This is a genomic window from Methanonatronarchaeum thermophilum (genome assembly GCF_002153915.1).
Taxonomy (GTDB): Archaea; Halobacteriota; Methanonatronarchaeia; order Methanonatronarchaeales; family Methanonatronarchaeaceae; genus Methanonatronarchaeum; species Methanonatronarchaeum thermophilum.
Genome location: NZ_MRZU01000002.1, coordinates 24,117 through 44,741, shown reverse-complemented (window position 1 = coordinate 44,741; position 20,625 = coordinate 24,117). Strand labels below are relative to the sequence as shown.

Genomic DNA, 20,625 nt, shown 5'->3' with positions numbered 1-20,625 from the left:
ACTCAACGGTTGATAAGAATGGCAGAAGACTACTACAAAATATTAGGCGTCGACAAAGAAGCAAGTCAAAAAGAAATAAAAAAAGCATATAGACGAAAAGCCAAAAAATACCATCCCGACTCAGGATCAGAAGAATCAGACGAAGAAAAATTTAAAAAAATAAACGAAGCCTACCAAGTATTAAGTGACCAAGAAAAAAGACAAAAATACGATAGGTTCGGTAAATCCGGAATCAACGGAGACTTCAGACAAAGAGCTAGAACACAAGGATTCGACGACATATTCAGCTCATTCTTCGGAGACATATTCAACAACTCAGATAGAAGAAAAAGAAACCTCGATATAGCAAAAAAAATAAAAATATCTTTAGAAGACGCATACAATGGAACAGAAAAAACCATATCAATCCGGAGACTCAGCAAATGCAAAGAATGTAACGGAAAAGGCTCAAAAGACCCAGACTCTATACAAACATGCAATGAATGCCGTGGAACCGGTGAAACAAGACGCGTTCGGGAAGGAATGTTTGGACGCCAAATCGTTGTAACCGAATGTCCAGAATGCGAAGGCGCAGGCCAAATAATAAACAACCCTTGCACCCAATGTTCAGGAGAAGGCCGACACTACATCAACGACGAAGTATCAATAAACATCCCGAAAGGCGTAAACACCGGACAGAAATTAAAAATAGATGGAAAAGGTCACAAAGACAATAACACAGGCCAAATAGGACACCTAATAATCATCGTCGAAGTAAAAGAAGACGAAATATTCGAAAGAAGAGATGAAAACCTCTTCTACACTCTAAAAATGGGTTTTCCCGATGCCGCATTAGGAAGCAAAGCAAAGATCCCCACACTAAACGGAGATGTACAACTTGATATACCCTCCGGAACACAAAACGGAGATGTATTCAGACTAAAAGGAAAAGGAATGCCAAGACTTCAAAGAAGAGGATACGGAGACCTATACATCAAAGCAGTGGTTGAAACACCCACCGACCTAACAGAACGAGAAAAAGAGATACTCCAAGAACTACGACAATACGAAGGAAAACACAAAGAACCAGACAAAGGATTCTTCCAAACTGTTAAAGACAACATAAAAGACGCTTTATAAACCTAACAATAAACTAACCTGACTCTACCTGGCTCTAACTATATTAGATTATTTTAGAGTATATTGGATTAAGTTGGATGTTTAAACTCTTTAAATATATCTAAAAAGTAGGTTGGTGGTTGGTTTTGGTTTAAGAGTTTTGGGTTAGTTGGATTATTTCGAGGGTTTCGAAGAATATTTCTTTTTTGTTTATTGTTTTGGTTTTGAATCCTTGTTTTTTTGCTTTGTTTTTTATTTTTTTGGGGTTGGTTATTGAGGATGTTAGTAGTAGGATTGAACCGTTTTTTGTTAGGTGGTTTTTGGATTGTGTTATGAATTTGTTTATTGTTTTTCTACCGGTTTTGCCTCCGTTCCAGGCTTTTTCTATTTCACTGTTTTTGAGTTCGGGTTTTTCGATTGGTATGTATGGTGGGTTGAATGTTATTAGGTCGTATTTGGTTTGTTTTATTTGGCTGAATAGATCGCTTTGTTTTATTTCTATGTTTTTTATGTTTTTGAGGTTTTTTTGTGCTGATTTAATTGCGTGTGGGTTTATGTCTATGGCTGTTACTTTGTTTGTTTTTTTGGATAGGTGGTAGGCTATTATACCGGTTCCTGTACCCATATCTAGTGCGTGGTTCCATCTCTTTTTTTGTTTGTTTATTGTGTCAACCATGAGTAGGGAGTCGTCTGATGGTGGGTATGTGTGTTTGTTGTATTTGTTTTTGAATGTCATTTTATCTGGTTATTGTTTTTTTGTTTTTTGTATTTCTGTGTATAGTTTGTTTGAGCAATCTGCGATCTGGCTGGGTGTTAGTTTTTCTGGTCTTTTTTCGGTGGTTTTGTCTAGTTTTTTTATTGTTTGTTTGAGTGTTTTTTTGGTTGGTTTTGGGTTTAGCATGTGTCTTGTGTTTTTCATTGCGTTTTTTAGTTTTTTTCTTCTTTGGCTGAATATTGCTTTTGTGAAGTCTAGGAAGAATTCTTGGTTTTTGGGGGTGTATTTTGGGTTTTTTGGTGTTAGTTTGACTAGTGCTGACATTACTTTTGGTTGTGGATAAAAAGCGGTTTGTGGTATTTTTTCGAGGATTTCTGCGTTTGAGTATAGGTCTACTCCGACTGTGAGTCTTCCGTATTCTTTGGTTCCTGGTTTGGCCGTCATTCTTTCTGCGAACTCTTTTTGGTACATCAGGATTGCCTTTTTGAATGGTTTTTTCAGTATTTTGAATGTTATTTCTGATGATATTTGGTATGGTAGGTTTGCTACTACTTTGTCGGTTTCTCCATAGTCAGTTTGGATTGCGTCGCCTTGAATTAATGTTATTTTTTCTCCAAAACGTTTTTTTAGTATTTTGTGTAGTTTTGGGTCTTTTTCTATGACTGTGATTTTGCCGGGGGTTTTGATTAGTTCTTGGGTTAATGTACCTACTCCGCCTCCGATTTCAAGTATTTTTTCATCTGGCTGTATGTCTGCGTGTTTTACCTGTCGCTGGGCGATTTTGTTGTTGATTAGAAAGTTTTGGCCCAAGTTTTTTTTGGGCCGTATGTTGTGTTTTTTTAGGATTTTTTTGGTGTCCATTTGATTGGTTGGGTTGTGTTTAGTTGTCTTTAACGAACAACCTGTATTTGAGGTTTTTGTCTTTGATTTCTTGTGTTATTCTTTTGGCGATTATTCTTTCGGGGTGGTGTATTCCGTTTACTCTTTCTGATAGGTCTTCGAATGATTCGAATTTGCCTGCGGCTTCTTTATCGTCTAGTATTTTCCACATTAATTTCTTTCCGATGCCGGGGAAGAGTTCTAGTGTGTGTTGTCGGGTTGTTATTGGTTGTGCGTTGTTGAATGCGTTTATGTATTTTTCTTCTTTTTCTTTAACTATCTCTTCAATTATGTATGGTAGTTCTGTTTGGGCGTTTCTTGTGAGTTCTTTGAAGTTGATTCTTTTTTTTACGTAATCTGCTTTTTCTCTTTCTCCAGGACCTATGTAGATTTTGTCGTATTGGCTTACGGTTTGCCCTTCTTTTGGAACGATTTCTAGTAGTGTGAAATGTTCTTCACCAACGCCCTGGATTATTGGTTCTTTTTTGTATGCTGGCCTGTCATCTTCGACATGTCCTCTTGGTAGGAAATCCAGGACCCAGATATAATCTTCTCTTTTTTTATTTTTCTTCATTCCGTTTTCTTCCCCATAAAATGCATTTTTTATGTTAGGTTTTGTTTGTTTAATAACTCTTTATATAGGTCTGTTGTTAACGGTATTTATTTATTATCTCTTGTATCTGTTCTATTACTTCTGTGTCTAATGCGAATCTTTCTTTTGCGTATATGGCTCGTATCTGTTTTTTTTCTTTTGGCATTAGGTCTGTGAGTTTGACTGCTAGTTCTGGTGTTACTTTTTCGTGTTCAAGTAGTTCTTTTCTGAGTTTTTTTGCTTGTTCTGGGTTTGTTTTCGAGAATTTCTGTACGTGGTCGAAGGATCTTCTTTGTGCGTAACCGATTCTTTTTTCGTCTTCTTTTCGTTGGGTTATTTCGTTTGTTAGTATCTCGCTTACTTCTGATATGGTTATAGGGTTGTCTTTAAGCACCTCTTTAACCAAATCTATCACCCTTGCTGTGGTTTGAGGTGTTCTGGTCGTATTGTTAGTTGTTTTTTGTCATTGTTGTCGGTTACTTCTACTACGTAGGATCGGCCTCTTTTTTCTGTTATTCGACCTGTTTTACCGTGGAATCGGGGGTGTGGCATTCCTTTTTGGATGCTTGGGTCTATTATTATGTGTACTCTATCGTCTTTTTTGAACTCTCTAATTGATCGGGTTACTGGTATTGCTCCTTTTTCTCGTTCTTTTTTAGCTAGTTTTTTTCTTGTTCCTTGTCTGAATCCTTTTGATTTTTGTGGCATATTAATCACCTTTTAAGTTATTTAATTTTTTACAATTATATTAATTGTTTTTTGAAATAGAATTTTTTAAATGTGTTTTGGGGGTTTTTCTTGTTTTTAGGTTTAGTTTTTGTAATGTACGTTTATTACGTCTAGTTCTAGGCATTTTATATCTTTTTTGAGCAGTTCGGCTAGACTTGGTGTTGTTTTTCCTTTGTCTCCACTGATTATTTCTTTTACGTAGGCTCCGGCTTCTGTTTTTATTTTTATTATGTAGTGTTCGTTTGTTTGTTCTAGTAGTTCTGTTTCGAGTATTTTGCGTTTTCTGGTTTTTTCGGGTCTTCTGGATATTCTTCGTGGTGTTTCTTGTTCTATTGTCTGTCCTTCTAGTTGTTTTAGTGCTTTTTTTAGTTGTTGTTTTGTTATTTTGTTGCCTTTGGGTTTTGCGTTTATTTTTGCTCTGTATGATTTGGGTGCTCTTGCCTCTTTTATCTCTTTTATTTTGTTCCTGTTTGTTGGCTGGATTTTTTTGACCTCTATTTTGTCTCCGTGTTTTTGGTTTATTGTTTCCATGATTTCTTTGTGGTTTATCTCTCTTTTTTTGGGGTTTTTTATCTCCATTACGAAGGGTCTTCCGTTGCCGAGCATTTTTACGTCGACGTCTTCTCTTCCTGCGCCATGGAATATGGCTTCGGTTCCTTTGGTTTGTTTTAGTATGGGTTTTGCTATTGTTTTTTCTATTGATTTTTCGTATAAACTGCCTTCTCCATCGCAACGCATACATCCTTCGCCTCTGCAGACTGGACAGTACCATTCTGTTTGTGGGATCCCTCTGACGTGTTTTCTGTATCTACCGTAGATGAATATTGGGTTGTTGTTTATTTCAATTGTGTTGTCTTTTAGGTGTATTATGGCTACGATGTCTGGTGTTTTGAACTCTACTTCTGCGTCTACTTTTTGTTCGAATTTTTTTCCGATCTCTCTGTTTATCTCTGATTTAAGGGATTCTGCGTAGTCTGCCCCATATTCAGCCCAGATTGTTTCTTCTTTTTGTATTAGTTCTGGAGTTAGTTTTGTTCCGACTAGGAATGTATTGAACTCGATGTCGCTGGTTTTTTCAAGTATCTGGTCTACAGTTGTATCGAGGTCGTCGAATAGGTTGTTGCATAACCAACATTTTTGTTTTTTCGGTTTGTGGTTGAGTCCACGTCTTTCTAGTGTTTTTTTACTTAAATTACTGTTTAAACTGGTTTTTTCGAGTATTGTGGGGTTTTCGTCTTCCATTAGTGTTAGGTCGCCGTGCATCAAGAGGTAGTTTCTTAGGATCTGTCCTCTTGTTTTGTTGTCTGTGCCGCTGAGTAGTAATCCGTATTGTCTTCCTAGACAGTGGTTGCATAGGTTTTTGTCTGTCAGTATCTGTAGGGCTTTTTTTGCCGGCCGACTTAGTTTTTCTGTTTGTTTGTTGTTTTTCATGTTATCTACCGAATTTCTTCATCATTTTGTTCATTGGAAGTCTTTTGCCTCGCATGTTTTTCATTAGTTTCTTCATCATTTTGTGGTATTTCAGTAGTTCGTTTACTTCTTCTCTTGAGGTTCCTGATCCTCTTGCTATTCGTTTTACTCTGGAGCTACCGATTACCTGTGGTTTTTCGAGTTCTTCGTCTGTCATTGAGTCCATTATGATTCTGAATTTCTCCATTTTTTCTTTTGTTATGTCGAGTGCGTCGTCGGGTAGTTTTTGTGGGCCTGTTGGCAGCATGCTCATTATCTGTTTTAGTGGACCTAGTTTTGTTATTGATTCGAGTTGTTGGTATACGTCTTTGAGTGTTAGGTCGCCTTTCATCATGGATTCCATGTCCATGTCTTCGGGGTCGAGTCGTTCTTCGGCTCTGTGCATCAGTTTTTGTATGTCTCCCATTCCTAGTAGGCGGGATATGAAGCTGTCTGGATCGAACTCCTCAAATTCTTCGTATTTTTCTCCGGAACCTATGAAAGCTATTTTTGTGTCTGTTTCTGATACGGCGGTTAATGCGCCTCCACCTTTTGCTGTTCCGTCTAGTTTTGTTATTATGACTCCGTCTATTCCTATTGCGTCGTTGAATGCGTTTGCTTGTTTTTTAACTCCTTTACCTATTGAGGCGTCTATAACGAGGTAGGTGCGGTCTGCGCCAACTGTTTCCTCGATTTCTTCCATCTCTGTTATTAGGTCTGATTCTAGGGAGTGGCGTCCTGCTGTGTCCACTATACGGACTTCGGTTTTGTTCAGTTCTTTTAATCCATTTTTGACAACTGAAACTGCATCTTCAGATTCTTGTTCTCCATAAAAAAGACAGTTGACTTCTCCACAGAGTTTTTTTAACTGGCTGTAGGCACCTGGTCGGTGTGTATCTGCGCATATGACACCTGTTTTCAGGCCTTTGTTTTTAAAGTAGTATGCTAGTTTTGCGGCTGTGGTTGTTTTACCAGATCCTTGAAGCCCTACCAACATTATGTCTTGTTCTTCGACTGGAATCTCTGTTCCTTTACCTACTATGTTGACGAGTTCGTCATAAACTATGTTTATTATGTGCTCTCTTGCACTAGCTCCCTTAGGTGGTTTTTCATCAAGCGCTCTCTTTTTTATTCGGTCTGTGAGCGCTTTAACCATCCTTACGTCAACATCGGATTTTAGTAGGGCTCTCTGTATCTCTTTGTTTAGTTCTTTTACGTCTTTTTCACTTATTCTGCCCTTACCAACTATGTTTCTTATGCTCTTTTTTAGGGAGCCACCAAGGTTATCTAAGACCAATATTATCACCCAACAATCTCGTCAACGAACCATTCTGGATCGAACTTTTTTAAGTCATCGTAATTTTGTCCTGTCCCAACAAATATTATTGGATTGTTTGTTGCGTATGAAACTGATATTGCTGCTCCACCACTTACGTCTGCATCGATTTTTGTTAGTATTGAGGCATCGATATCTATCGCTTCATTGAACTCTCTGGATCTTTCAACTGCATCGCTTCCGGCAACTGCTTCATCGACGAATAAAACGAGGTCTGGATCTACAACTCTTTTTATCTTTTTTATTTGGTCCATTAGGTTTACGTCTGTGTGCATTCGACCGGCTGTATCTCCAAGCACTATGTCGTATTCGTTTGCTTTAGCGAACTCTACGGCATCGTATATAACGGCTGCGGGATCGGATCCTTCTTGGTGTTTTATTACTTTTAGATTGAGTTTTTCGCCGTGTTTTGTTATCTGCTCCATTGCTCCGGCTCTGAATGTATCTCCGTTTGCTAATACTGTTTTATAGTCTGTGTCACGTAGCCATTTAGCCATTTTAGCTATGGTTGTTGTTTTACCTACACCGTTTGTACCTACGAATATTATTACGATGGGTTTTTCTTTTTCTTCGATATAGGTTTTGAATTGGAACGGGCTTTCAAATATACTTAGGATTGAGTTTCTAAGGCTTTCGTTAACTATTTCCCCTACGTCTTCTCTCCATTTTATTTCTCTGCCTACAAGGTCTTCTTTCACGTCTTCACCGATTTTTTCGGCTACATCGAAGGCTACATCGTTTTCTATTAGATCAAATTTAAAGTCGGATATGGCGTCTTCTATGTCTTTTTCATCAAGTATTACCTTTCTTTCTTTTATGAATTTCTTTGCCTTCGTCGTTAGTGACGTTTTTTTACCTTTTTCGGTTTTTTCTTTTATCTCTTCTTGGTCTAGTTTTTCTGGGATTTCTTCTGGCCTGTTTTCTTCTTTTTTGATCCCAGTTTTCTCTTCGACCTTGTTTTTAAGAGAGTTAACTCCATCCTTTAGTTTTTTAAACATAATGTTCCTCAAAATGGGTGTGTTAGCCGGTGGTTTTCACGGCTATTTAGGTTATTAAAAAAAGTTTTTTTGCCAACCTTCCCGGTTGGTTTCTGGTTCAGTTTTCTGGTTCAATTTCTGTTATCTGGATTTTACGGCGTTTAACTCTGTGTTTACTTCCCATTATTGAGTAGATTTTTTCTCTAGCTATGTCTTCGTTTTCTGCATCCACTGTTTTCTGGAACTTCTGGTTTTTGTTTGACCCCATATCAAAATATCCGTTTACTTTAAACTTCATTTATATCACCTTTTTTTATTGTTAGAATAATGCTTCTTCTATTCTTCCCAGTTCTGGACCGGTTGTTTTGTTACCGGTTAGAAATCCATTGTTGTTTGCAACTACGCCTGAACCAACCATTGGCATTCCATATCCGAAAGTACCGACTTCGGCGTTTAGTTTGAATTTTTCTGATATTTCTTTGAGTTCTTTTTCACTGACCATTGGGTGTAGTAGTATTCCGTTGTTGGTTACAACTCCTGCGGCTCCTACATTTTTTATTCCTGATATAGATGTTTTTATTACTTCGATTCCTAGAACGTTTTTTATTATTTCTAGATATTTGTTGTCTAGTTCTGGATGCACCAGTGCGTGACTGTCATTAGCCAATACGAGGTTTCCAGATGTGTTCATCCCTTCGGATAGTATTCCTACGTCAAGCCCGGTTTTATCTTTGAGTTTGTCGATTTCTTTTTTTCCAGCTATATCTGATACTAATATTCCGTTTTCGTTGATTTCAGATAGACAGCCTACTAAAACGCTGTCTCCAATGGTTATATCGATTGTTTCTACATCTAGTGTTTTTTCTATAGCTTTTTTGACTTTTTCTTTCACTCCAGTTGGAACTAACGCGTATTCGTTCGATGCACTACAGTAAACACCAACCATCTGACTCCCAAATACTTCCAGTCTCTCGAAAAGCATGTTAATTTAAGTTATATTTTATTTTATTTATTGTTCGGCGAGCTCTGCCTCGACGATGCCGTCTTCGAATCTTCTGGCGAGTATTCTAATGTTTGATGGTGGGTTTCGGATTCCTCTTTTCCAGATTTCTTCGTTAAGTGAACTATCGATGTATATCTGGTCGATATCTGTGTCAAGGTGTTTTGATAGTTTTTCCCTTATCTCGTTCATTGCTTTAGAGGCTCTTTTTTCTTTTGAAAATCTCTTTATTTTTTTAAGTGGTATTTTAACAACTTTTTCTTCCAACTTTCAACACCTCTCACTCGTCTGTGTCATCTCTTCTCCAGCTACGTCTTTTTGGGTGGTTTGTTACATCTCTGTTTGTTTTCATCATCACCCATGCTGGAACTCTACTGTTCTGTCTTGTTTTTTTCGCGAGTCTCTTTTTCTTAGCTTTATTTTTTCTACCCATACTGAATCACCTTATTTTCTTCGGATATTAATGTCTTTATTTTTATCCTGCTGTGCTTTTTTAAGAATCTCTTTGAGTTGGTTGTCATCGATTTTACCCTGAATCCTACCACTTTGAGCGATCATTATCAATTGCTGTTGTATAGAGTCAGTGAACTCAGGTTTAACCATACTAAGGTTTTTAAGGCGCTGTCTTGCTTCAGGAGTCATTATCTGACGCAAAATCTGTTTTTTACGGTTCTCAATCTCCTGTTCTTGTTCTTCAGAAACGCCATCTTGACCACCTCTTTCCTGCATTTCCTGCAACTTCTTTTCACGTAGTTTTTTGAGTTCTTCTTCATCCATCGGTTTACACCCCCAGTATTAATATCACTAGTGTATCTATAATCAATACTTCTTAAGAACTTCCTTTTCCTCTTCCAAACTACTCTTTATCTCTCGAGCAGTTTTATCAAGGAAGCTTCTACCCTCATTAGTGACTTGCCTACCATCAGTGGATTTCTGGACAAAACCAGCATCCTCAAGCTGTTGTAGTGAATTTCTAATAATAGATCCAGAGCCCTTCCTGAAATGTTCAGGAGAACTACCTCTATTGGATCTACCGCCGTAATACTTTCTTAGTTTTCCGACACCAATAGGGCCTTTTAGATACACTTTCCTTAAGAGAGCTGCTGACCTTATGTACCACCAGTTGTCCTGGGACGGAGGCCTCTCCTTAGATACACCTGTTTTAACAAAGTCAGCCCACTCTGGAGGCTCAACCTCTTCAACATCTTCCAACTTCTCTGCAACCTCTTCTATTAATTCATTCGGTGGAACATCATATACTGTAGCCATATATATACCTCATGTGATTCATAATTGTGATTAGAATCGAATTCAAATCTAAAAAAACGCTAACTTATCTAACCTATTATTAACAACTAATTTCAGGTTTCAAGCTTATAATATTTATGCGGGACGTGACTCCTCAACAAAACAAAAAACCTATATCCAAACCAACTGAGCTAATTCGACTCGATTCGATTCAATTCAATTTCATTTAATTTAATCTAATTAGGTTTGAAGTGATTTTATTTTGGTGTTTGTTGTTTTAGTTTTTTTGTTTTGTTTGTTTTGTTTGTTATTTTGTTTTTTTAAGTATTTTTTTTGGGTTTTTATTGATGATTTTTTCGATTTGTTTTTCTGGTAATCCAGCTCCTAAACCTACTTTTTTTGCTTTTTTTGGTGTTAGTAGGTCTTTGAGTTGATGGCTATCGGAGTTTATTATTAGTGGGGCGTTGTGTTGTGTTGCTTTTTTTGCTACGTGGCCGTTTGTATAGCAGTGACCGCATCTGCTTGTTATTTCGAGATATACGTTTTTTTCTCTTGCTTTAATTGCCATTTCATCTGTGATGTATCCAGGGTGGGCTAAGATATCTATCTGTTCCGATTCGATGGCAGCTATGTTTGTTCCTTTAGGTACGGGTTCAACTGGACTTTCTCCATGCATAACTATTATTTCAGCTCCGTGGTTTCTGGCTTTTTTTGCGAGTTTATTGATTTTTTGGGGTGGTGTGAATGTTAGTTCAGCTCCAACTATAAATTCTGGTGTATCGATTTCTTTTTTTAGTTTTTTTAGTTTCTCTATGACGTTTAGGTTGGAGAAATCGATGTGGTCGGTTATAGCTATTGCGTCGAAACCGTTAACTCGATATCGTTCGGCTATTTCCGCTGGAAGTAGTTCGCCATCGCTGTATATTGAGTGGATATGGAAATCTGAGATCATATTAAAACATATATAATACAGATATCAATAAAACCTAATCGTATTTTTATCTAGTTTTATTTATGTAATCTCGATTTTAGTTTGTGTTTCATTGTTGTGCTGTTTTTTTATCCATTTGTTTTTTGTTGTTCTGTGTCTTAGTTTGTTAAGGAGTTTGGAATGGATATTGATGAGGGTCTTGTTTTTGAGTTGTCTGGGGAGCATCCGGAGTTGCCTTTTGGTGAAGTGGTTAGTGTTCTTGAGGCGCTTGATGTTGATTTTAGGGTTTGTAGGCGTTTTGGTAGGGTTTTAGTTGTTGAGGTTGACGGGGTGGATGTTGACTATCTTGGTGGTAGGCTTTCAATGTCTCATAGGGTTTGTGATTTTGTTTCTTTTGCTAGGGATTTAAGTGGTTTGTTGGAGGTTTCAAGTGGTTTGGTTCCGGAGGGTTCTTTTTGTGTTAGAGCGGTTGGAGTTGGTGGTGGTATAGATGTTGAGAGGCGTGTTGGTGGTGTTATTGATGGTGTTGTGGATCTTGAGGACCCTGATGTTGTGTACAGGGTTTTTATTGTGGATGGGGGTTATGTTCTTGGTGAGGAGCTTTTTGATGTTGATCGGGGTGGGTTTGATGGTTGGAAGCCGACTGTTCGTCCGTATTTTAGTCCTATTGCGATTAATCCCCGTATAGCTCGGTTGATGGTTAATTTGAGTAGGGTTGGTCGGGGTGAGGTTTTGTTGGATCCTTTTGTAGGTACTGGTAGTTTTTTGATCGAGGGTGGTTTGGTGGATGCATCTCCGGTTGGTGTTGATGTTGATAGGGATATGTTGTTGGGTTGTAGAAGTAATTTAGAGTTTGTTGGTTTGGATTTGGATTTGGTTCAAGCGGATGCATTAAACCTACCTTTTGGTGATGGTGTTGTTGATGGTGTTGTTGCAGATCCTCCTTATGGACGTTCTTCGCGGGTTGATGCGGTGTCGCTTGAATCTCTTATAGGTAGTTCTGTTGATGAGATGTTTAGGGTTTTGAAGAAAGGAGGTTATTTGGTTTTGATACTGCCTGAAGGGATTGATTATATAGGGCGTGCAGATGAAATTGAGAGTTATAGTCTTAGAGTTCATAGATCGCTTACAAGAGTTATAAGGATATTTAGGAGGAGTTAATTATGAATGAAGAAGATGTGGTTGTAATAACTGTTGAAGGTTCAGATCATCCGGGTATTGTAGCTGGGATTACACAGGCATTGGCTGATGTAGATGCAAACATACTAGATATATCTCAAACGGTTGTACGTGAAGTATTTACCATGTTGCTTTTTGCAGACCTTAAGAATTCAGATATAGAGTTTAACGAACTTAAAGAGAGATTGAATCAGGTTGGAGATGAACAAGGAGTTCGTATAACTGTTCAGTCAGAAGAGATTTTTACACAGATGCATAGGGTGTGATCTAGTTTGATCAGTTCTGAAGAGATATTTGAAACAATAGATATGGTTGCTATCGAAAACCTGGATATCAGAACCGTTACATTAGGAATCAATATCGCTGGTTGTAGTTCAAGCAACCCTAAAAAACTTGCAGAAAACGTTGAAGAAAAGATAATTGAAAAGGGGGAGAGGTTATCTGAGGCTGCTGACCGGATAGAAAGCCGTTATGGAATACCAATTGTTAATAGACGTATTTCAGTTTCACCTGTTGGGGAGATGATAGCTCCAGCATTAAAGAACGACGATGAGGTTGGAGTTGAAGTTGCTTTAGCAATGGATAATGCTGCGAAAGAGATAGGAGTCGACTTTATAGGTGGTTATTCAGCTTTAGTAGACAGAGGTATGACGAAAGCATCAAACTGTCTATTAAATACTATACCAAAAGCACTGTCTCAAACTGAGAGAGTATGTTCATCTGTAGAGGTTGCAAGCACTAGATCAGGCATAAATATGGATGCGGTGAAGAAATCTGGGGAGATAGTAAAAGAAACTGCAGAGAAAACAAGTGAAGATGGAGGTCTTGGCTGCGCAAAACTCGGTTTTTTTGCAAACGCACCTCCAGACAACCCATTTATGCCTGGAGCTATGCATGGACCTGGAAATGAAGAGTCCTCCATAAGTGTTGCAATTTCAGGTCCAGGGGTAGTACGTTCTGTTGTTGAAACAACAGACGGGGATTTCAGTGAACTCTCTGAGGCAATCAAAAAAACCTCATTCAAAATGACTAGAGCCGGTGAATTGGTGGGGCGTAAAGTAGCCGAACAACTAGATGTAAAATTCAATATAGTCGACCTATCCCTAGCACCCACACCAGCAGAAGGAGACTCAGTAGCAATGATCTTAGAGAAAATGGGAATAGAAGGATGTGGTGCTCCTGGAAGCACAGCAGCACTTGCATTATTAACAGACGCTGTCAAAAAAGGAGGAATGATGGCAACACCAAATGTAGGTGGATTAAGCGGGAGCTTCATCCCAGTAACTGAAGACTCAAGGATGGCCCGAGCTGTAGAACAAGGATCGATGAACATAGAAAAACTGGAGGCAATGTCAAGTGTATGCAGCGTAGGCCTCGATATGGTTCCAATACCCGGAGACACTTCACCAGAAACCATCAGCGCAATAATAGCAGACGAATGCGCTATCGGAATGATGAACAACAAAACAACCGGAATAAGATTGATACCGGTACCAGGAAAGAAATCAGGTGATACAGTATCTTTTGGAGGTTTGTTAGGGGAATCAACAATAATGTCCGTATCAAAATACAAATCAACCAAATTCTCACAACGTGGAGGACGTATACCAGCACCGATACACAGCCTCAAAAACTAAAATAAAAAATTATTTCTTAGATTAGAATGCCATTAGACGTAATATTCCTTGGAACCGCTGGAGCAACACCTACAGTTGAAAGAAACCCACCAGCAGTAATGATTAAAAGAGAAGACGAGATGATGTTGTTCGATTGTGGAGAAGGAACCCAGAGACAGATGATGAAAGCGCGGACAGGAATGTTCCTAGACAGAATATATATAACACATTTCCATGCTGACCATTTCCTCGGAATACCAGGGATGATACAGACATTAGCATTCCAAGGAAGAGAAAAACCACTTGAGATCGTAGGGCCTGAAGGAACCGAGAACCTAATAAAAGCAATGGCCGCTTTAGGAGCGAACACACCCAGTTTCAACATAAATCTAAAGGAAGTGGTTCCAGGCCAAACAATTGACTACGGTGACTATAAAATCAATGTAATCAAGGCAGACCATGGAAGGAAGATACAGTCATTAGCATACGTACTGCAAGAAAAAGAAAGGCCTGGAAGATTCAATAGAGAGAAAGCAATCGATTTAGGTGTTCAACCCGGACCCGATTTCGGGAAACTTCAGAAAGGCCAGACAGTCAATGTAGAAGACAGAACTATAAAACCAGAGATGGTTTTAGGACCTCCTAGAAGGGGACGTAAAATAGTGTACACTGGAGACACCAGACCAAATGAAAAAATCAGGTCTGCAAGCAAAAAAGCAGACCTGTTGATACATGACGGTACATTCACTTCGAAAGATAAAACTAGAGCAATAGAAACAAAACACACAACGGCGATAGAAGCTGCATCGATCGCTAAAAAAGCAGATGTAGAGATGTTAGCACTAACCCACTTGAGCTCTAGATACTCTAAAAACTACCTACCTCTTCTGAAGGAAGCTAAAAGGATATTTCAAAACACAATCGTGCCCAGAGACCTAACAGAACTAAGGATACCGTTTCCAGAGAAAAACAGAGACATCGAGGTTAAAGGGCTTTAAAACGATATGTGCTCTAAAAAACCGGTATTAATCAGTTTTGTATGTTTAAAGATAACCGATTATACTGAAATGACAGCTGTATAACCCCTCTAGTAAGAAACAGATATTTGTTGAACAAACTCTAATCGATTTTACAGTGAAACTGTTTGTATAGTTTTTTGATTTAACGTAGGTAATTGGTGATGTGATAGTTATGAATAATTATTATGTGACGCTTGAGGCTGCTTGGTCTGTGAAAGATGTAGAGTCAGTAGAAGATGCGATGAGTGTGGCGATTAGTGAAGCTGGAAATAAATTGAATAAATCAGGTTTGGGTTATGTTGAAATAGATATAGGCTCCACATTATGTCCAGCCTGTGGACAACCATTCGAAAGCGTGTATATAGCGGCAGACACCGCTTTAGTTGGACTTATTTTCGGAATGAAGGTTTTCAACGCGGAAAACCAAGAACACGCCATTAGGATAGCTAAAAGCAGTATTGGAAATGTCCTTACCGAGACACCATTAGAAGAAATCGAAGTCGAAGAGATTGAAGAAGAGGAGGCCGAGAAGGAAGGTAAGGAGGCTTGAACTTACTTGATTCTATCTGTAGGTCATACAGCGATAGACCATATATTCAGGGTTCCCCACTTCCCAGAACCCGATTCCTCAATATACATAGAGGACTACAAACGGCTATATGGAGGTGGAGCTGCAAACGTAGCTGCAAACATAGCAAGCCTTGGAATGGAGTCCTCACTACTAAGCCTTGTAGGAAAAGATTTCAAAGAATATGGATATAAAAAACACCTACAGGACTTAGGGGTGGACACCGAACACATGAAGGTGTTTGACGAAAAAACAAGCAATGCATTCGTATACACCGATAAAAACGATAGGCAAATAACTTTTTTTTATTGGGGGGCTTCGGACAAATTCCCAAAACAAAAAATACCAGAAAACATAGAAAAATACGATATAGTACATCTAGCACCATCCGACCCAACTTACAACAAAAAAATCGCAGAAAAAGCCAGATGCCTCTCTTTCGACCCAGGACAAGACCTACCAGTATACGATTCAAAAGACCTGAAAACAATACTACAAAACACAGACATACTTTTCAGCAACATACACGAAATCGATAGAATACAAAACAAAACCGGATACACATTCAATGAAATAAAAAACTACGTAAAAACCGTAGTAGTTACAAACGAAGACAAAGGCAGCAAGATATACAACAAAGATACAATAGAGATACCTCCAGTAACCGTGGACACCGTAGATCCTACCGGAGCCGGCGACGCATACCGCGCAGGCTTCCTAACAGCAATCCAAAAAGGATACGACCTTGAAACAACAGGAAAAATAGCGTCAACAGTAGCATCCTTCACAGTCGAAAAAACCGGATGCCAAACAAACCTACCAACCTGGCAACAGACAATCAAAAGATACAAAAAAACATTCAAAGAAACACCCAACAAAAAATGAAAGCCATATCCCTGTTCTCAGGCGGAAAAGACTCCGTCATAGCCCTATACAAAACACAGAAACAACACCAGATACAATGCCTAGTGTCGGTACACCCAGAAAACACCGAATCCTACATGTATCACTACCAAAACCCAGAGATAACCAAACTACAAGCAAAAGCCCTTCAAAAACCATTAAAATGGATTGAAACCCCAGCAATAAAAGAACAAGAAGTAAACGACCTAAAACAAGGCCTAAAACAACTAAAAAAAGAAATCAAATACAAAGCAGTAATAAACGGAGCCATAAAAAGCAATTACCAGAAAACCCGAATAGAAAAAGTATGCAACGAACTAGAACTACAACCAATAACACCACTATGGCACATCAAACCAACCGAACTACTAAACTACATAACCAAAAACGAATTCAAAGTAATAATAACAAAAGTCTCAGCCGGAGGCTTAACAAAAAAACATCTAGGCAGAGAAATAAACCCACAACTAATCCAAGAACTCAAACAAATACAAAAAAAATACAGAATAAACCTCGTAGGCGAAGGAGGAGAATACGAAACCCTAGTACTCGACGCACCCAACTACAAACAAAAAATAAAACTAATCGAAACAACCAAAAAATACAACAAAAAACAACAAAAAGGCCATCTAGAAATAAAAAAAGCAAAACTCACACAAAAATAACCAAAACAAAAACACAAAACCCAGAGAAAAAAACAAATATTTAAATCAAGTCGATGACACAACCTATACAACCACATCAACCACCTGTTCCTAACAACCAATACCAACATCAACATTAAGGTATCAATCTTTTTTTCATAAACAAATAAATAGCAATAACGAGATAGTCTAGAAATAGAAAAGGTAAGAAAAATCTCTCCAAACCTCACATAGATTGACTAAATAAATGGCTAACGACATAAAATAGGGTTTAACTTTTGTGAGAGATTGAGAGATTAAATAGTAAATTTCTCTTCCTTTAGGGAGAGAAGGATCTCAAGTATGCCTAAACATAATTATGGTGGTTTTTAATGGAAGGTAGTCTATTAGATGGAGTAAACAAACCTGAAACCCAGGAAGTTGAAGACATGACAGTTTTAGAGAAAAAACATTCGGTAGTAATCGAGGCACCCAACAAAATTGGAAAAGAAAAAAAATTTAAAGTAGTTGTTAAAGTAGGAGAACACATGGAACATCCAAATGAACCAGGACATTTCTTCGAATGGATAGAACTATACGCAGACGATACTTTTCTATCAAGAATACACCTGACACCTGAAAAAACCCACCACAAACTCATAACTGAGATAAAACTAAATGAACCAACCAAACTAGTAGGTAGGGCCAGATGCAACATACACGGAGTTTGGGAAGGGGAGAAACAGATAAAAATCGAATAAATTTAACCAAGATACATCAGGGCTAACACAAAAACAGGTAATAGAGATTTATTTTTCTAAAAGCGGTAAGTATAGGTGTTAGAGTTGTTTTTATTTAGCTGGGTTTTTTAAATAAGATGACAGTTCCAAGGTGTGTTAGGTGTAAGGGCTCTAAAAACCTGTGTGGAGAAAATTGTCGGTACCTATCCAACATAGGTTTAATTCAGGATCGTGAGATAGGTAATGAGGTTCATGGTATGAGTCCTCCAGCTGTTTTTGTCGGTAGGCACAACTATCCGAAGGTTAATTTAGGGCCAATGGTTCCAATTGAGGATAAGGAGGTATATCCTGACACGGAGTTGATGTACGGAGAGAGTCTTGAAGACCTTATTGCTATGAGGTCGAGTCTCGTTAGGTCGGGTTTTTCTTCAAATGTGTCTGTAGGTAGTTGGAGCAGTAGGTTGATTGATTTAACTCAAGAAATCGCTATGTCCACTTCTCCAGTAGACACCGAGGTCGAGTTTCGTAAGCCACCTAGATTCGAGGTTAAACTTGATGCATACACCCAGCCATCAGGACCTTATGGTGAGATAAGGAAGGCGATGATAACTGAAAATCCATCTATACCACGTGATGTAGATTACATTGTGGGTGATAGAGATGCTAAAACTACGACAGCATTGGAAGAACTTTACAAAAGAGGTATTTCTGTAAGCCAGTCGATTCGGTTGTTGTCATCCGGTTTATTAGGTCAGGAAAAAGAAAGAAAACTGGTTCCAACAAGATGGAGCATTACAGCAACAGACTCAAACCTATCTGAACTACTCTTAGACCGAATCAAATACTATCAACAGATAAATCAGGTATACGCGGGCTATTCAGAATACCTTGGAAATCGATGCGCAATCATATTTATACCAGCAAACTGGCAGTTTGAGCTCGTAGAGTGTTATATGAAGGGAAGTTTATGGTCAGGTGGCCAAGCCACATACATCTCTGAGATGGAAGACTATAATGGACGTACCAAATATGCGGATAAAACAGCTGGAGCATACTACGCAACCAAGTTAGCTGTTGCTGAAAAACTTGAACAGATGAATAGACAGGCTAAAATAATCGCGGTACGTGAGATTGGAGACGAATATTTCATACCATTAGGTGTTTGGGTAGTCAGAGAGACGATGCGGGACGCCACAAAAAACCTACAAAAATTTGATACACTACAACAAGCCTTGAACTGGACAAAAAATAAATTCATGTTTTCTGGTAGATGGATGGATAAAAGCCAGTTATTAGAGAAACATAGAAAACAGAGAAGGCTGACAGATTACATCGAGTGAACTGCTTCGGGATCGAGCCCCAAGGCACTCTCCCTCGCAATCTTTAGAAACAAAATCTCCATCAAACAAGAATTTTTTTTGGGTTTCAACCATTACAGGAAAATGCGTGGTGAAAACCTCGTTCTTCAGAGCGGAAGGGATGTCAATTAAAAAGAGTTAGACCTAAAGAAAGGTCCAACCCACAGAGTGATGTATTTTTTTATTCTTTTTTTTCTATATATCCGTACTGTTCTCCGATTTCAAGCCAAGCCCAACCCCATATAACGCATTCAAAAGCCCTTACATAATCTTTTTCCTCTATAAAATGGTTAGAATCTTGTAGGTATGCGTTTATATTAGTTATAAATCGCTTACCTTCGTCTTTAGCTGCTTTCGATGAATTTAGGCGTTTTTTAAGCCGTGATTGCCATTTATCTGTTTCTTCTATTAACTGTTGTTCAGTCATTTTATTGACCTGGCTATAACGGGGGCTACAGTCACCTTTGAAACGCTTTTTTCAATTGTGTCTGTACAGATGATATCGGTGCAGCCGGCTGAATATAGTTTTTGTAGTGCATTTCCAGCGAGAACAGGGTGTGTAGCGCTTACGTATATATCTTGAGCTCCTTGATCTTTCAGCATACCGATTGCCTGCGACATAGTTCCTCCTGTAGCTATTATGTCATCAACAATCAATACGTTACGTCCATCTATATCCATTTTTTTAGGTTTTATCTCAACCTCTTCACCTGATTTCCTGGTTTTAAGAAGATAGTCGTGTTCCCAACCACGTATTTCAGCAACGCTACGAGCCCTACCTATAGCTCCTTCATCGGGTGCTACAACTACTGGGTTATCTAGGGCTAGTTCTCCAGCCATGTGGTCAAAAGCCATTAGGTTGGTGAATTCACAATCAAAGTAATCCCCAACCATCTCGTTGTGTATATCAACTGTAATCACACGATTGGATTCCTGGCTTATCGGTTTGGCTATTGCTCTAGCACTAACCGGTTCACCCTCTTCAAAACGACGGTCCTGTCTTGAATAACCCATGTATGGAATAACTGTAGTCGTGTTTGATGAACCAACTGCATCTAATAATAAAAGTAGATTGACAAACTCAATATCGGAAGTAATGCTCTGAACCACAACAACCTCTTCATCAAGACCATCCAATAACTTCAAATACTGTTCTCCATCAGGAAACGTCTTATAACTAACTTTAATTAAATCGATATCCAGTTCATCTGCTATACGTGACCCAAGATGTTGACTAGCTCTACCACAAACAACTTTCATACTAATCGGGCTTGACCAAACAATAGGTAGGACAGCCCTCTCACCTCCTCAATTAAATAAAACAAATAATAATTTATAATGTTCGGATATATAGAAACAGCCATTCTATCTCCACTTTAAATACTGTTGAATATACTGTATATATTTTAAAAGGGGTTTAGGTAGATTTGTTGGAAGACTTTATTTTTGAAACAAATTTCAAGGCCGATGTTAATTCTGTTGATTTTGACAAAACAGGTACTTTAACATAAGATTTTTTTTTAGAGATAAATCCCTGTTTATCTAAAAAACCTATTGGTTATTTATATCGATTTTGAATGTTCTTAAAAAGTATGTATAGGTATGTTCCATTCTGCTTTGTTATCACAAAAGATAATATCATTTATTAAACGTTAATAAATAGGC

General features: G+C 38.3%; 27 protein-coding genes. 10 read left to right on the top strand and 17 right to left on the bottom strand.

From position 1 onward, the window contains the following. The first annotated feature begins 18 nt into the window (after window positions 1-18). Entirely contained in the window at window positions 19-1,119 is a 1,101-nt protein-coding gene (gene dnaJ, locus AMET1_RS00265; RefSeq protein WP_143406774.1) for a molecular chaperone DnaJ, read from the top strand. Window positions 1,120-1,249: 130 nt separating this feature from the next. Here dnaJ and AMET1_RS00260 read toward each other — a convergent pair whose 3' ends face one another. From AMET1_RS00260 to AMET1_RS00190, 15 genes are all read right to left on the bottom strand, one after another. Then, a complete protein-coding gene (locus tag AMET1_RS00260) occupies window positions 1,250-1,834 on the bottom strand; it encodes a HemK2/MTQ2 family protein methyltransferase (protein ID WP_086636486.1) in 585 nt (194 codons plus the stop codon). Window positions 1,835-1,843: 9 nt separating this feature from the next. Continuing rightward, window positions 1,844-2,674 carry a 16S rRNA (adenine(1518)-N(6)/adenine(1519)-N(6))-dimethyltransferase RsmA gene (gene rsmA / locus AMET1_RS00255; RefSeq protein WP_086636485.1) on the bottom strand — a complete coding sequence of 277 codons (831 nt, stop codon included), beginning with the start codon at window positions 2,672-2,674 and terminating at the stop codon, window positions 1,844-1,846. 19 nt (window positions 2,675-2,693) lie between these two features. Beyond that, window positions 2,694-3,266, bottom strand: coding sequence for a DUF655 domain-containing protein (locus tag AMET1_RS00250; RefSeq protein ID WP_086636484.1), 573 nt, complete (start codon window positions 3,264-3,266; stop codon window positions 2,694-2,696). 76 nt (window positions 3,267-3,342) lie between these two features. Then, window positions 3,343-3,690, bottom strand: coding sequence for an RNA polymerase Rpb4 family protein (locus tag AMET1_RS00245; protein ID WP_086636483.1), 348 nt, complete (start codon window positions 3,688-3,690; stop codon window positions 3,343-3,345). A 5-nt stretch (window positions 3,691-3,695) separates the two neighbouring features. Then, window positions 3,696-3,992, bottom strand: coding sequence for a 50S ribosomal protein L21e (locus tag AMET1_RS00240; RefSeq protein ID WP_086636482.1), 297 nt, complete (start codon window positions 3,990-3,992; stop codon window positions 3,696-3,698). A 102-nt stretch (window positions 3,993-4,094) separates the two neighbouring features. Continuing rightward, the gene (locus AMET1_RS00235; protein ID WP_086636481.1) at window positions 4,095-5,444 is read right to left on the bottom strand and encodes a tRNA pseudouridine(54/55) synthase Pus10; all 1,350 of its coding nucleotides are present in this window, start codon (window positions 5,442-5,444) and stop codon (window positions 4,095-4,097) included. Window position 5,445: 1 nt separating this feature from the next. Continuing rightward, entirely contained in the window at window positions 5,446-6,759 is a 1,314-nt protein-coding gene (locus tag AMET1_RS00230; protein WP_086636643.1) for a signal recognition particle protein Srp54, read from the bottom strand. Between the two features lie 5 nt (window positions 6,760-6,764). Next, window positions 6,765-7,796: a signal recognition particle-docking protein FtsY gene (gene ftsY / locus AMET1_RS00225; RefSeq protein ID WP_086636480.1), complete on the bottom strand. Its 1,032-nt coding sequence runs from the start codon at window positions 7,794-7,796 to the stop codon at window positions 6,765-6,767. A gap of 97 nt (window positions 7,797-7,893) precedes the next feature. Continuing rightward, window positions 7,894-8,073 carry a 50S ribosomal protein L18Ae gene (rpl18a, locus tag AMET1_RS00220; protein ID WP_201721212.1) on the bottom strand — a complete coding sequence of 60 codons (180 nt, stop codon included), beginning with the start codon at window positions 8,071-8,073 and terminating at the stop codon, window positions 7,894-7,896. 21 nt (window positions 8,074-8,094) lie between these two features. After that, window positions 8,095-8,757, bottom strand: coding sequence for a translation initiation factor IF-6 (locus AMET1_RS00215; protein ID WP_086636479.1), 663 nt, complete (start codon window positions 8,755-8,757; stop codon window positions 8,095-8,097). Between the two features lie 27 nt (window positions 8,758-8,784). After that, complete coding sequence (locus AMET1_RS00210) at window positions 8,785-9,042, bottom strand: 50S ribosomal protein L31e (protein WP_086636478.1); 258 nt, start codon at window positions 9,040-9,042, stop codon at window positions 8,785-8,787. A 13-nt stretch (window positions 9,043-9,055) separates the two neighbouring features. Then, a complete protein-coding gene (locus AMET1_RS00205) occupies window positions 9,056-9,208 on the bottom strand; it encodes a 50S ribosomal protein L39e (protein WP_086636477.1) in 153 nt (50 codons plus the stop codon). A gap of 11 nt (window positions 9,209-9,219) precedes the next feature. Continuing rightward, a complete protein-coding gene (locus AMET1_RS00200) occupies window positions 9,220-9,552 on the bottom strand; it encodes a DNA-binding protein (RefSeq protein ID WP_086636476.1) in 333 nt (110 codons plus the stop codon). 42 nt (window positions 9,553-9,594) lie between these two features. After that, window positions 9,595-10,044, bottom strand: a complete 450-nt coding sequence (locus AMET1_RS00195) for a 30S ribosomal protein S19e (protein ID WP_086636475.1) — start codon at window positions 10,042-10,044, stop codon at window positions 9,595-9,597. A 286-nt stretch (window positions 10,045-10,330) separates the two neighbouring features. After that, window positions 10,331-10,975: a histidinol phosphate phosphatase domain-containing protein gene (locus tag AMET1_RS00190; RefSeq protein WP_086636474.1), complete on the bottom strand. Its 645-nt coding sequence runs from the start codon at window positions 10,973-10,975 to the stop codon at window positions 10,331-10,333. 159 nt (window positions 10,976-11,134) lie between these two features. Here AMET1_RS00190 and AMET1_RS00185 point away from each other — a divergent pair, with 159 nt between their 5' ends. The 9 genes from AMET1_RS00185 (at window position 11,135) to AMET1_RS00145 (ending at window position 18,942) form a co-directional block, all read left to right on the top strand. Continuing rightward, complete coding sequence (locus AMET1_RS00185) at window positions 11,135-12,115, top strand: methyltransferase domain-containing protein (RefSeq protein ID WP_086636473.1); 981 nt, start codon at window positions 11,135-11,137, stop codon at window positions 12,113-12,115. A 2-nt stretch (window positions 12,116-12,117) separates the two neighbouring features. Further along, complete coding sequence (locus tag AMET1_RS00180; protein WP_086636472.1) at window positions 12,118-12,399, top strand: ACT domain-containing protein; 282 nt, start codon at window positions 12,118-12,120, stop codon at window positions 12,397-12,399. Between the two features lie 6 nt (window positions 12,400-12,405). After that, window positions 12,406-13,770 carry a PFL family protein gene (locus AMET1_RS00175; RefSeq protein WP_086636471.1) on the top strand — a complete coding sequence of 455 codons (1,365 nt, stop codon included), beginning with the start codon at window positions 12,406-12,408 and terminating at the stop codon, window positions 13,768-13,770. A 26-nt stretch (window positions 13,771-13,796) separates the two neighbouring features. Next, entirely contained in the window at window positions 13,797-14,747 is a 951-nt protein-coding gene (gene rnz, locus AMET1_RS00170) for a ribonuclease Z (RefSeq protein ID WP_086636470.1), read from the top strand. A 193-nt stretch (window positions 14,748-14,940) separates the two neighbouring features. Then, window positions 14,941-15,318: a DUF555 domain-containing protein gene (locus AMET1_RS00165; protein WP_086636469.1), complete on the top strand. Its 378-nt coding sequence runs from the start codon at window positions 14,941-14,943 to the stop codon at window positions 15,316-15,318. Window positions 15,319-15,324: 6 nt separating this feature from the next. Beyond that, a complete protein-coding gene (locus tag AMET1_RS00160) occupies window positions 15,325-16,221 on the top strand; it encodes a carbohydrate kinase family protein (protein ID WP_086636468.1) in 897 nt (298 codons plus the stop codon). Beyond that, complete coding sequence (locus AMET1_RS00155; protein ID WP_161490682.1) at window positions 16,218-16,904, top strand: diphthine--ammonia ligase; 687 nt, start codon at window positions 16,218-16,220, stop codon at window positions 16,902-16,904. The genes AMET1_RS00160 and AMET1_RS00155 overlap by 4 nt, the downstream gene beginning before the upstream one ends. Before the next feature lie 350 nt (window positions 16,905-17,254). After that, the gene (locus AMET1_RS00150) at window positions 17,255-17,623 is read left to right on the top strand and encodes a desulfoferrodoxin family protein (protein WP_086636466.1); all 369 of its coding nucleotides are present in this window, start codon (window positions 17,255-17,257) and stop codon (window positions 17,621-17,623) included. Window positions 17,624-17,739: 116 nt separating this feature from the next. Further along, window positions 17,740-18,942, top strand: a complete 1,203-nt coding sequence (locus tag AMET1_RS00145) for an Nre family DNA repair protein (protein WP_086636465.1) — start codon at window positions 17,740-17,742, stop codon at window positions 18,940-18,942. A gap of 199 nt (window positions 18,943-19,141) precedes the next feature. Here the strand turns inward: AMET1_RS00145 and AMET1_RS00140 are convergent, their stop codons facing one another. Together AMET1_RS00140 and AMET1_RS00135 are read right to left on the bottom strand one after the other, a co-directional pair. Then, the gene (locus AMET1_RS00140) at window positions 19,142-19,387 is read right to left on the bottom strand and encodes a DUF357 domain-containing protein (protein WP_086636464.1); all 246 of its coding nucleotides are present in this window, start codon (window positions 19,385-19,387) and stop codon (window positions 19,142-19,144) included. Continuing rightward, window positions 19,384-20,220, bottom strand: a complete 837-nt coding sequence (locus tag AMET1_RS00135; RefSeq protein ID WP_086636463.1) for a ribose-phosphate diphosphokinase — start codon at window positions 20,218-20,220, stop codon at window positions 19,384-19,386. The genes AMET1_RS00140 and AMET1_RS00135 overlap by 4 nt, the downstream gene beginning before the upstream one ends. Window positions 20,221-20,625 lie beyond the last annotated feature (405 nt).

Bases quoted from the DNA above. Each gene is read 5' to 3' on its own strand.
- dnaJ (WP_143406774.1), top strand. From the start codon at position 19: ATGGCAGAAGACTACTACAAAATATTAGGCGTCGACAAAGAAGCAAGT.
- AMET1_RS00260 (WP_086636486.1), bottom strand. From the start codon at position 1,834: ATGACATTCAAAAACAAATACAACAAACACACATACCCACCATCAGAC.
- rsmA (WP_086636485.1), bottom strand. From the start codon at position 2,674: ATGGACACCAAAAAAATCCTAAAAAAACACAACATACGGCCCAAAAAA.
- AMET1_RS00250 (WP_086636484.1), bottom strand. From the start codon at position 3,266: ATGAAGAAAAATAAAAAAAGAGAAGATTATATCTGGGTCCTGGATTTC.
- AMET1_RS00240 (WP_086636482.1), bottom strand. From the start codon at position 3,992: ATGCCACAAAAATCAAAAGGATTCAGACAAGGAACAAGAAAAAAACTA.
- AMET1_RS00235 (WP_086636481.1), bottom strand. From the start codon at position 5,444: ATGAAAAACAACAAACAAACAGAAAAACTAAGTCGGCCGGCAAAAAAA.
- ftsY (WP_086636480.1), bottom strand. From the start codon at position 7,796: ATGTTTAAAAAACTAAAGGATGGAGTTAACTCTCTTAAAAACAAGGTC.
- rpl18a (WP_201721212.1), bottom strand. From the start codon at position 8,073: ATGAAGTTTAAAGTAAACGGATATTTTGATATGGGGTCAAACAAAAAC.
- AMET1_RS00215 (WP_086636479.1), bottom strand. From the start codon at position 8,757: ATGCTTTTCGAGAGACTGGAAGTATTTGGGAGTCAGATGGTTGGTGTT.
- AMET1_RS00205 (WP_086636477.1), bottom strand. From the start codon at position 9,208: ATGGGTAGAAAAAATAAAGCTAAGAAAAAGAGACTCGCGAAAAAAACA.
- AMET1_RS00200 (WP_086636476.1), bottom strand. From the start codon at position 9,552: ATGGATGAAGAAGAACTCAAAAAACTACGTGAAAAGAAGTTGCAGGAA.
- AMET1_RS00195 (WP_086636475.1), bottom strand. From the start codon at position 10,044: ATGGCTACAGTATATGATGTTCCACCGAATGAATTAATAGAAGAGGTT.
- AMET1_RS00190 (WP_086636474.1), bottom strand. From the start codon at position 10,975: ATGATCTCAGATTTCCATATCCACTCAATATACAGCGATGGCGAACTA.
- AMET1_RS00185 (WP_086636473.1), top strand. From the start codon at position 11,135: ATGGATATTGATGAGGGTCTTGTTTTTGAGTTGTCTGGGGAGCATCCG.
- AMET1_RS00180 (WP_086636472.1), top strand. From the start codon at position 12,118: ATGAATGAAGAAGATGTGGTTGTAATAACTGTTGAAGGTTCAGATCAT.
- rnz (WP_086636470.1), top strand. From the start codon at position 13,797: ATGCCATTAGACGTAATATTCCTTGGAACCGCTGGAGCAACACCTACA.
- AMET1_RS00165 (WP_086636469.1), top strand. From the start codon at position 14,941: ATGAATAATTATTATGTGACGCTTGAGGCTGCTTGGTCTGTGAAAGAT.
- AMET1_RS00155 (WP_161490682.1), top strand. From the start codon at position 16,218: ATGAAAGCCATATCCCTGTTCTCAGGCGGAAAAGACTCCGTCATAGCC.
- AMET1_RS00150 (WP_086636466.1), top strand. From the start codon at position 17,255: ATGGAAGGTAGTCTATTAGATGGAGTAAACAAACCTGAAACCCAGGAA.
- AMET1_RS00145 (WP_086636465.1), top strand. From the start codon at position 17,740: ATGACAGTTCCAAGGTGTGTTAGGTGTAAGGGCTCTAAAAACCTGTGT.
- AMET1_RS00140 (WP_086636464.1), bottom strand. From the start codon at position 19,387: ATGACTGAACAACAGTTAATAGAAGAAACAGATAAATGGCAATCACGG.
- AMET1_RS00135 (WP_086636463.1), bottom strand. From the start codon at position 20,220: ATGAAAGTTGTTTGTGGTAGAGCTAGTCAACATCTTGGGTCACGTATA.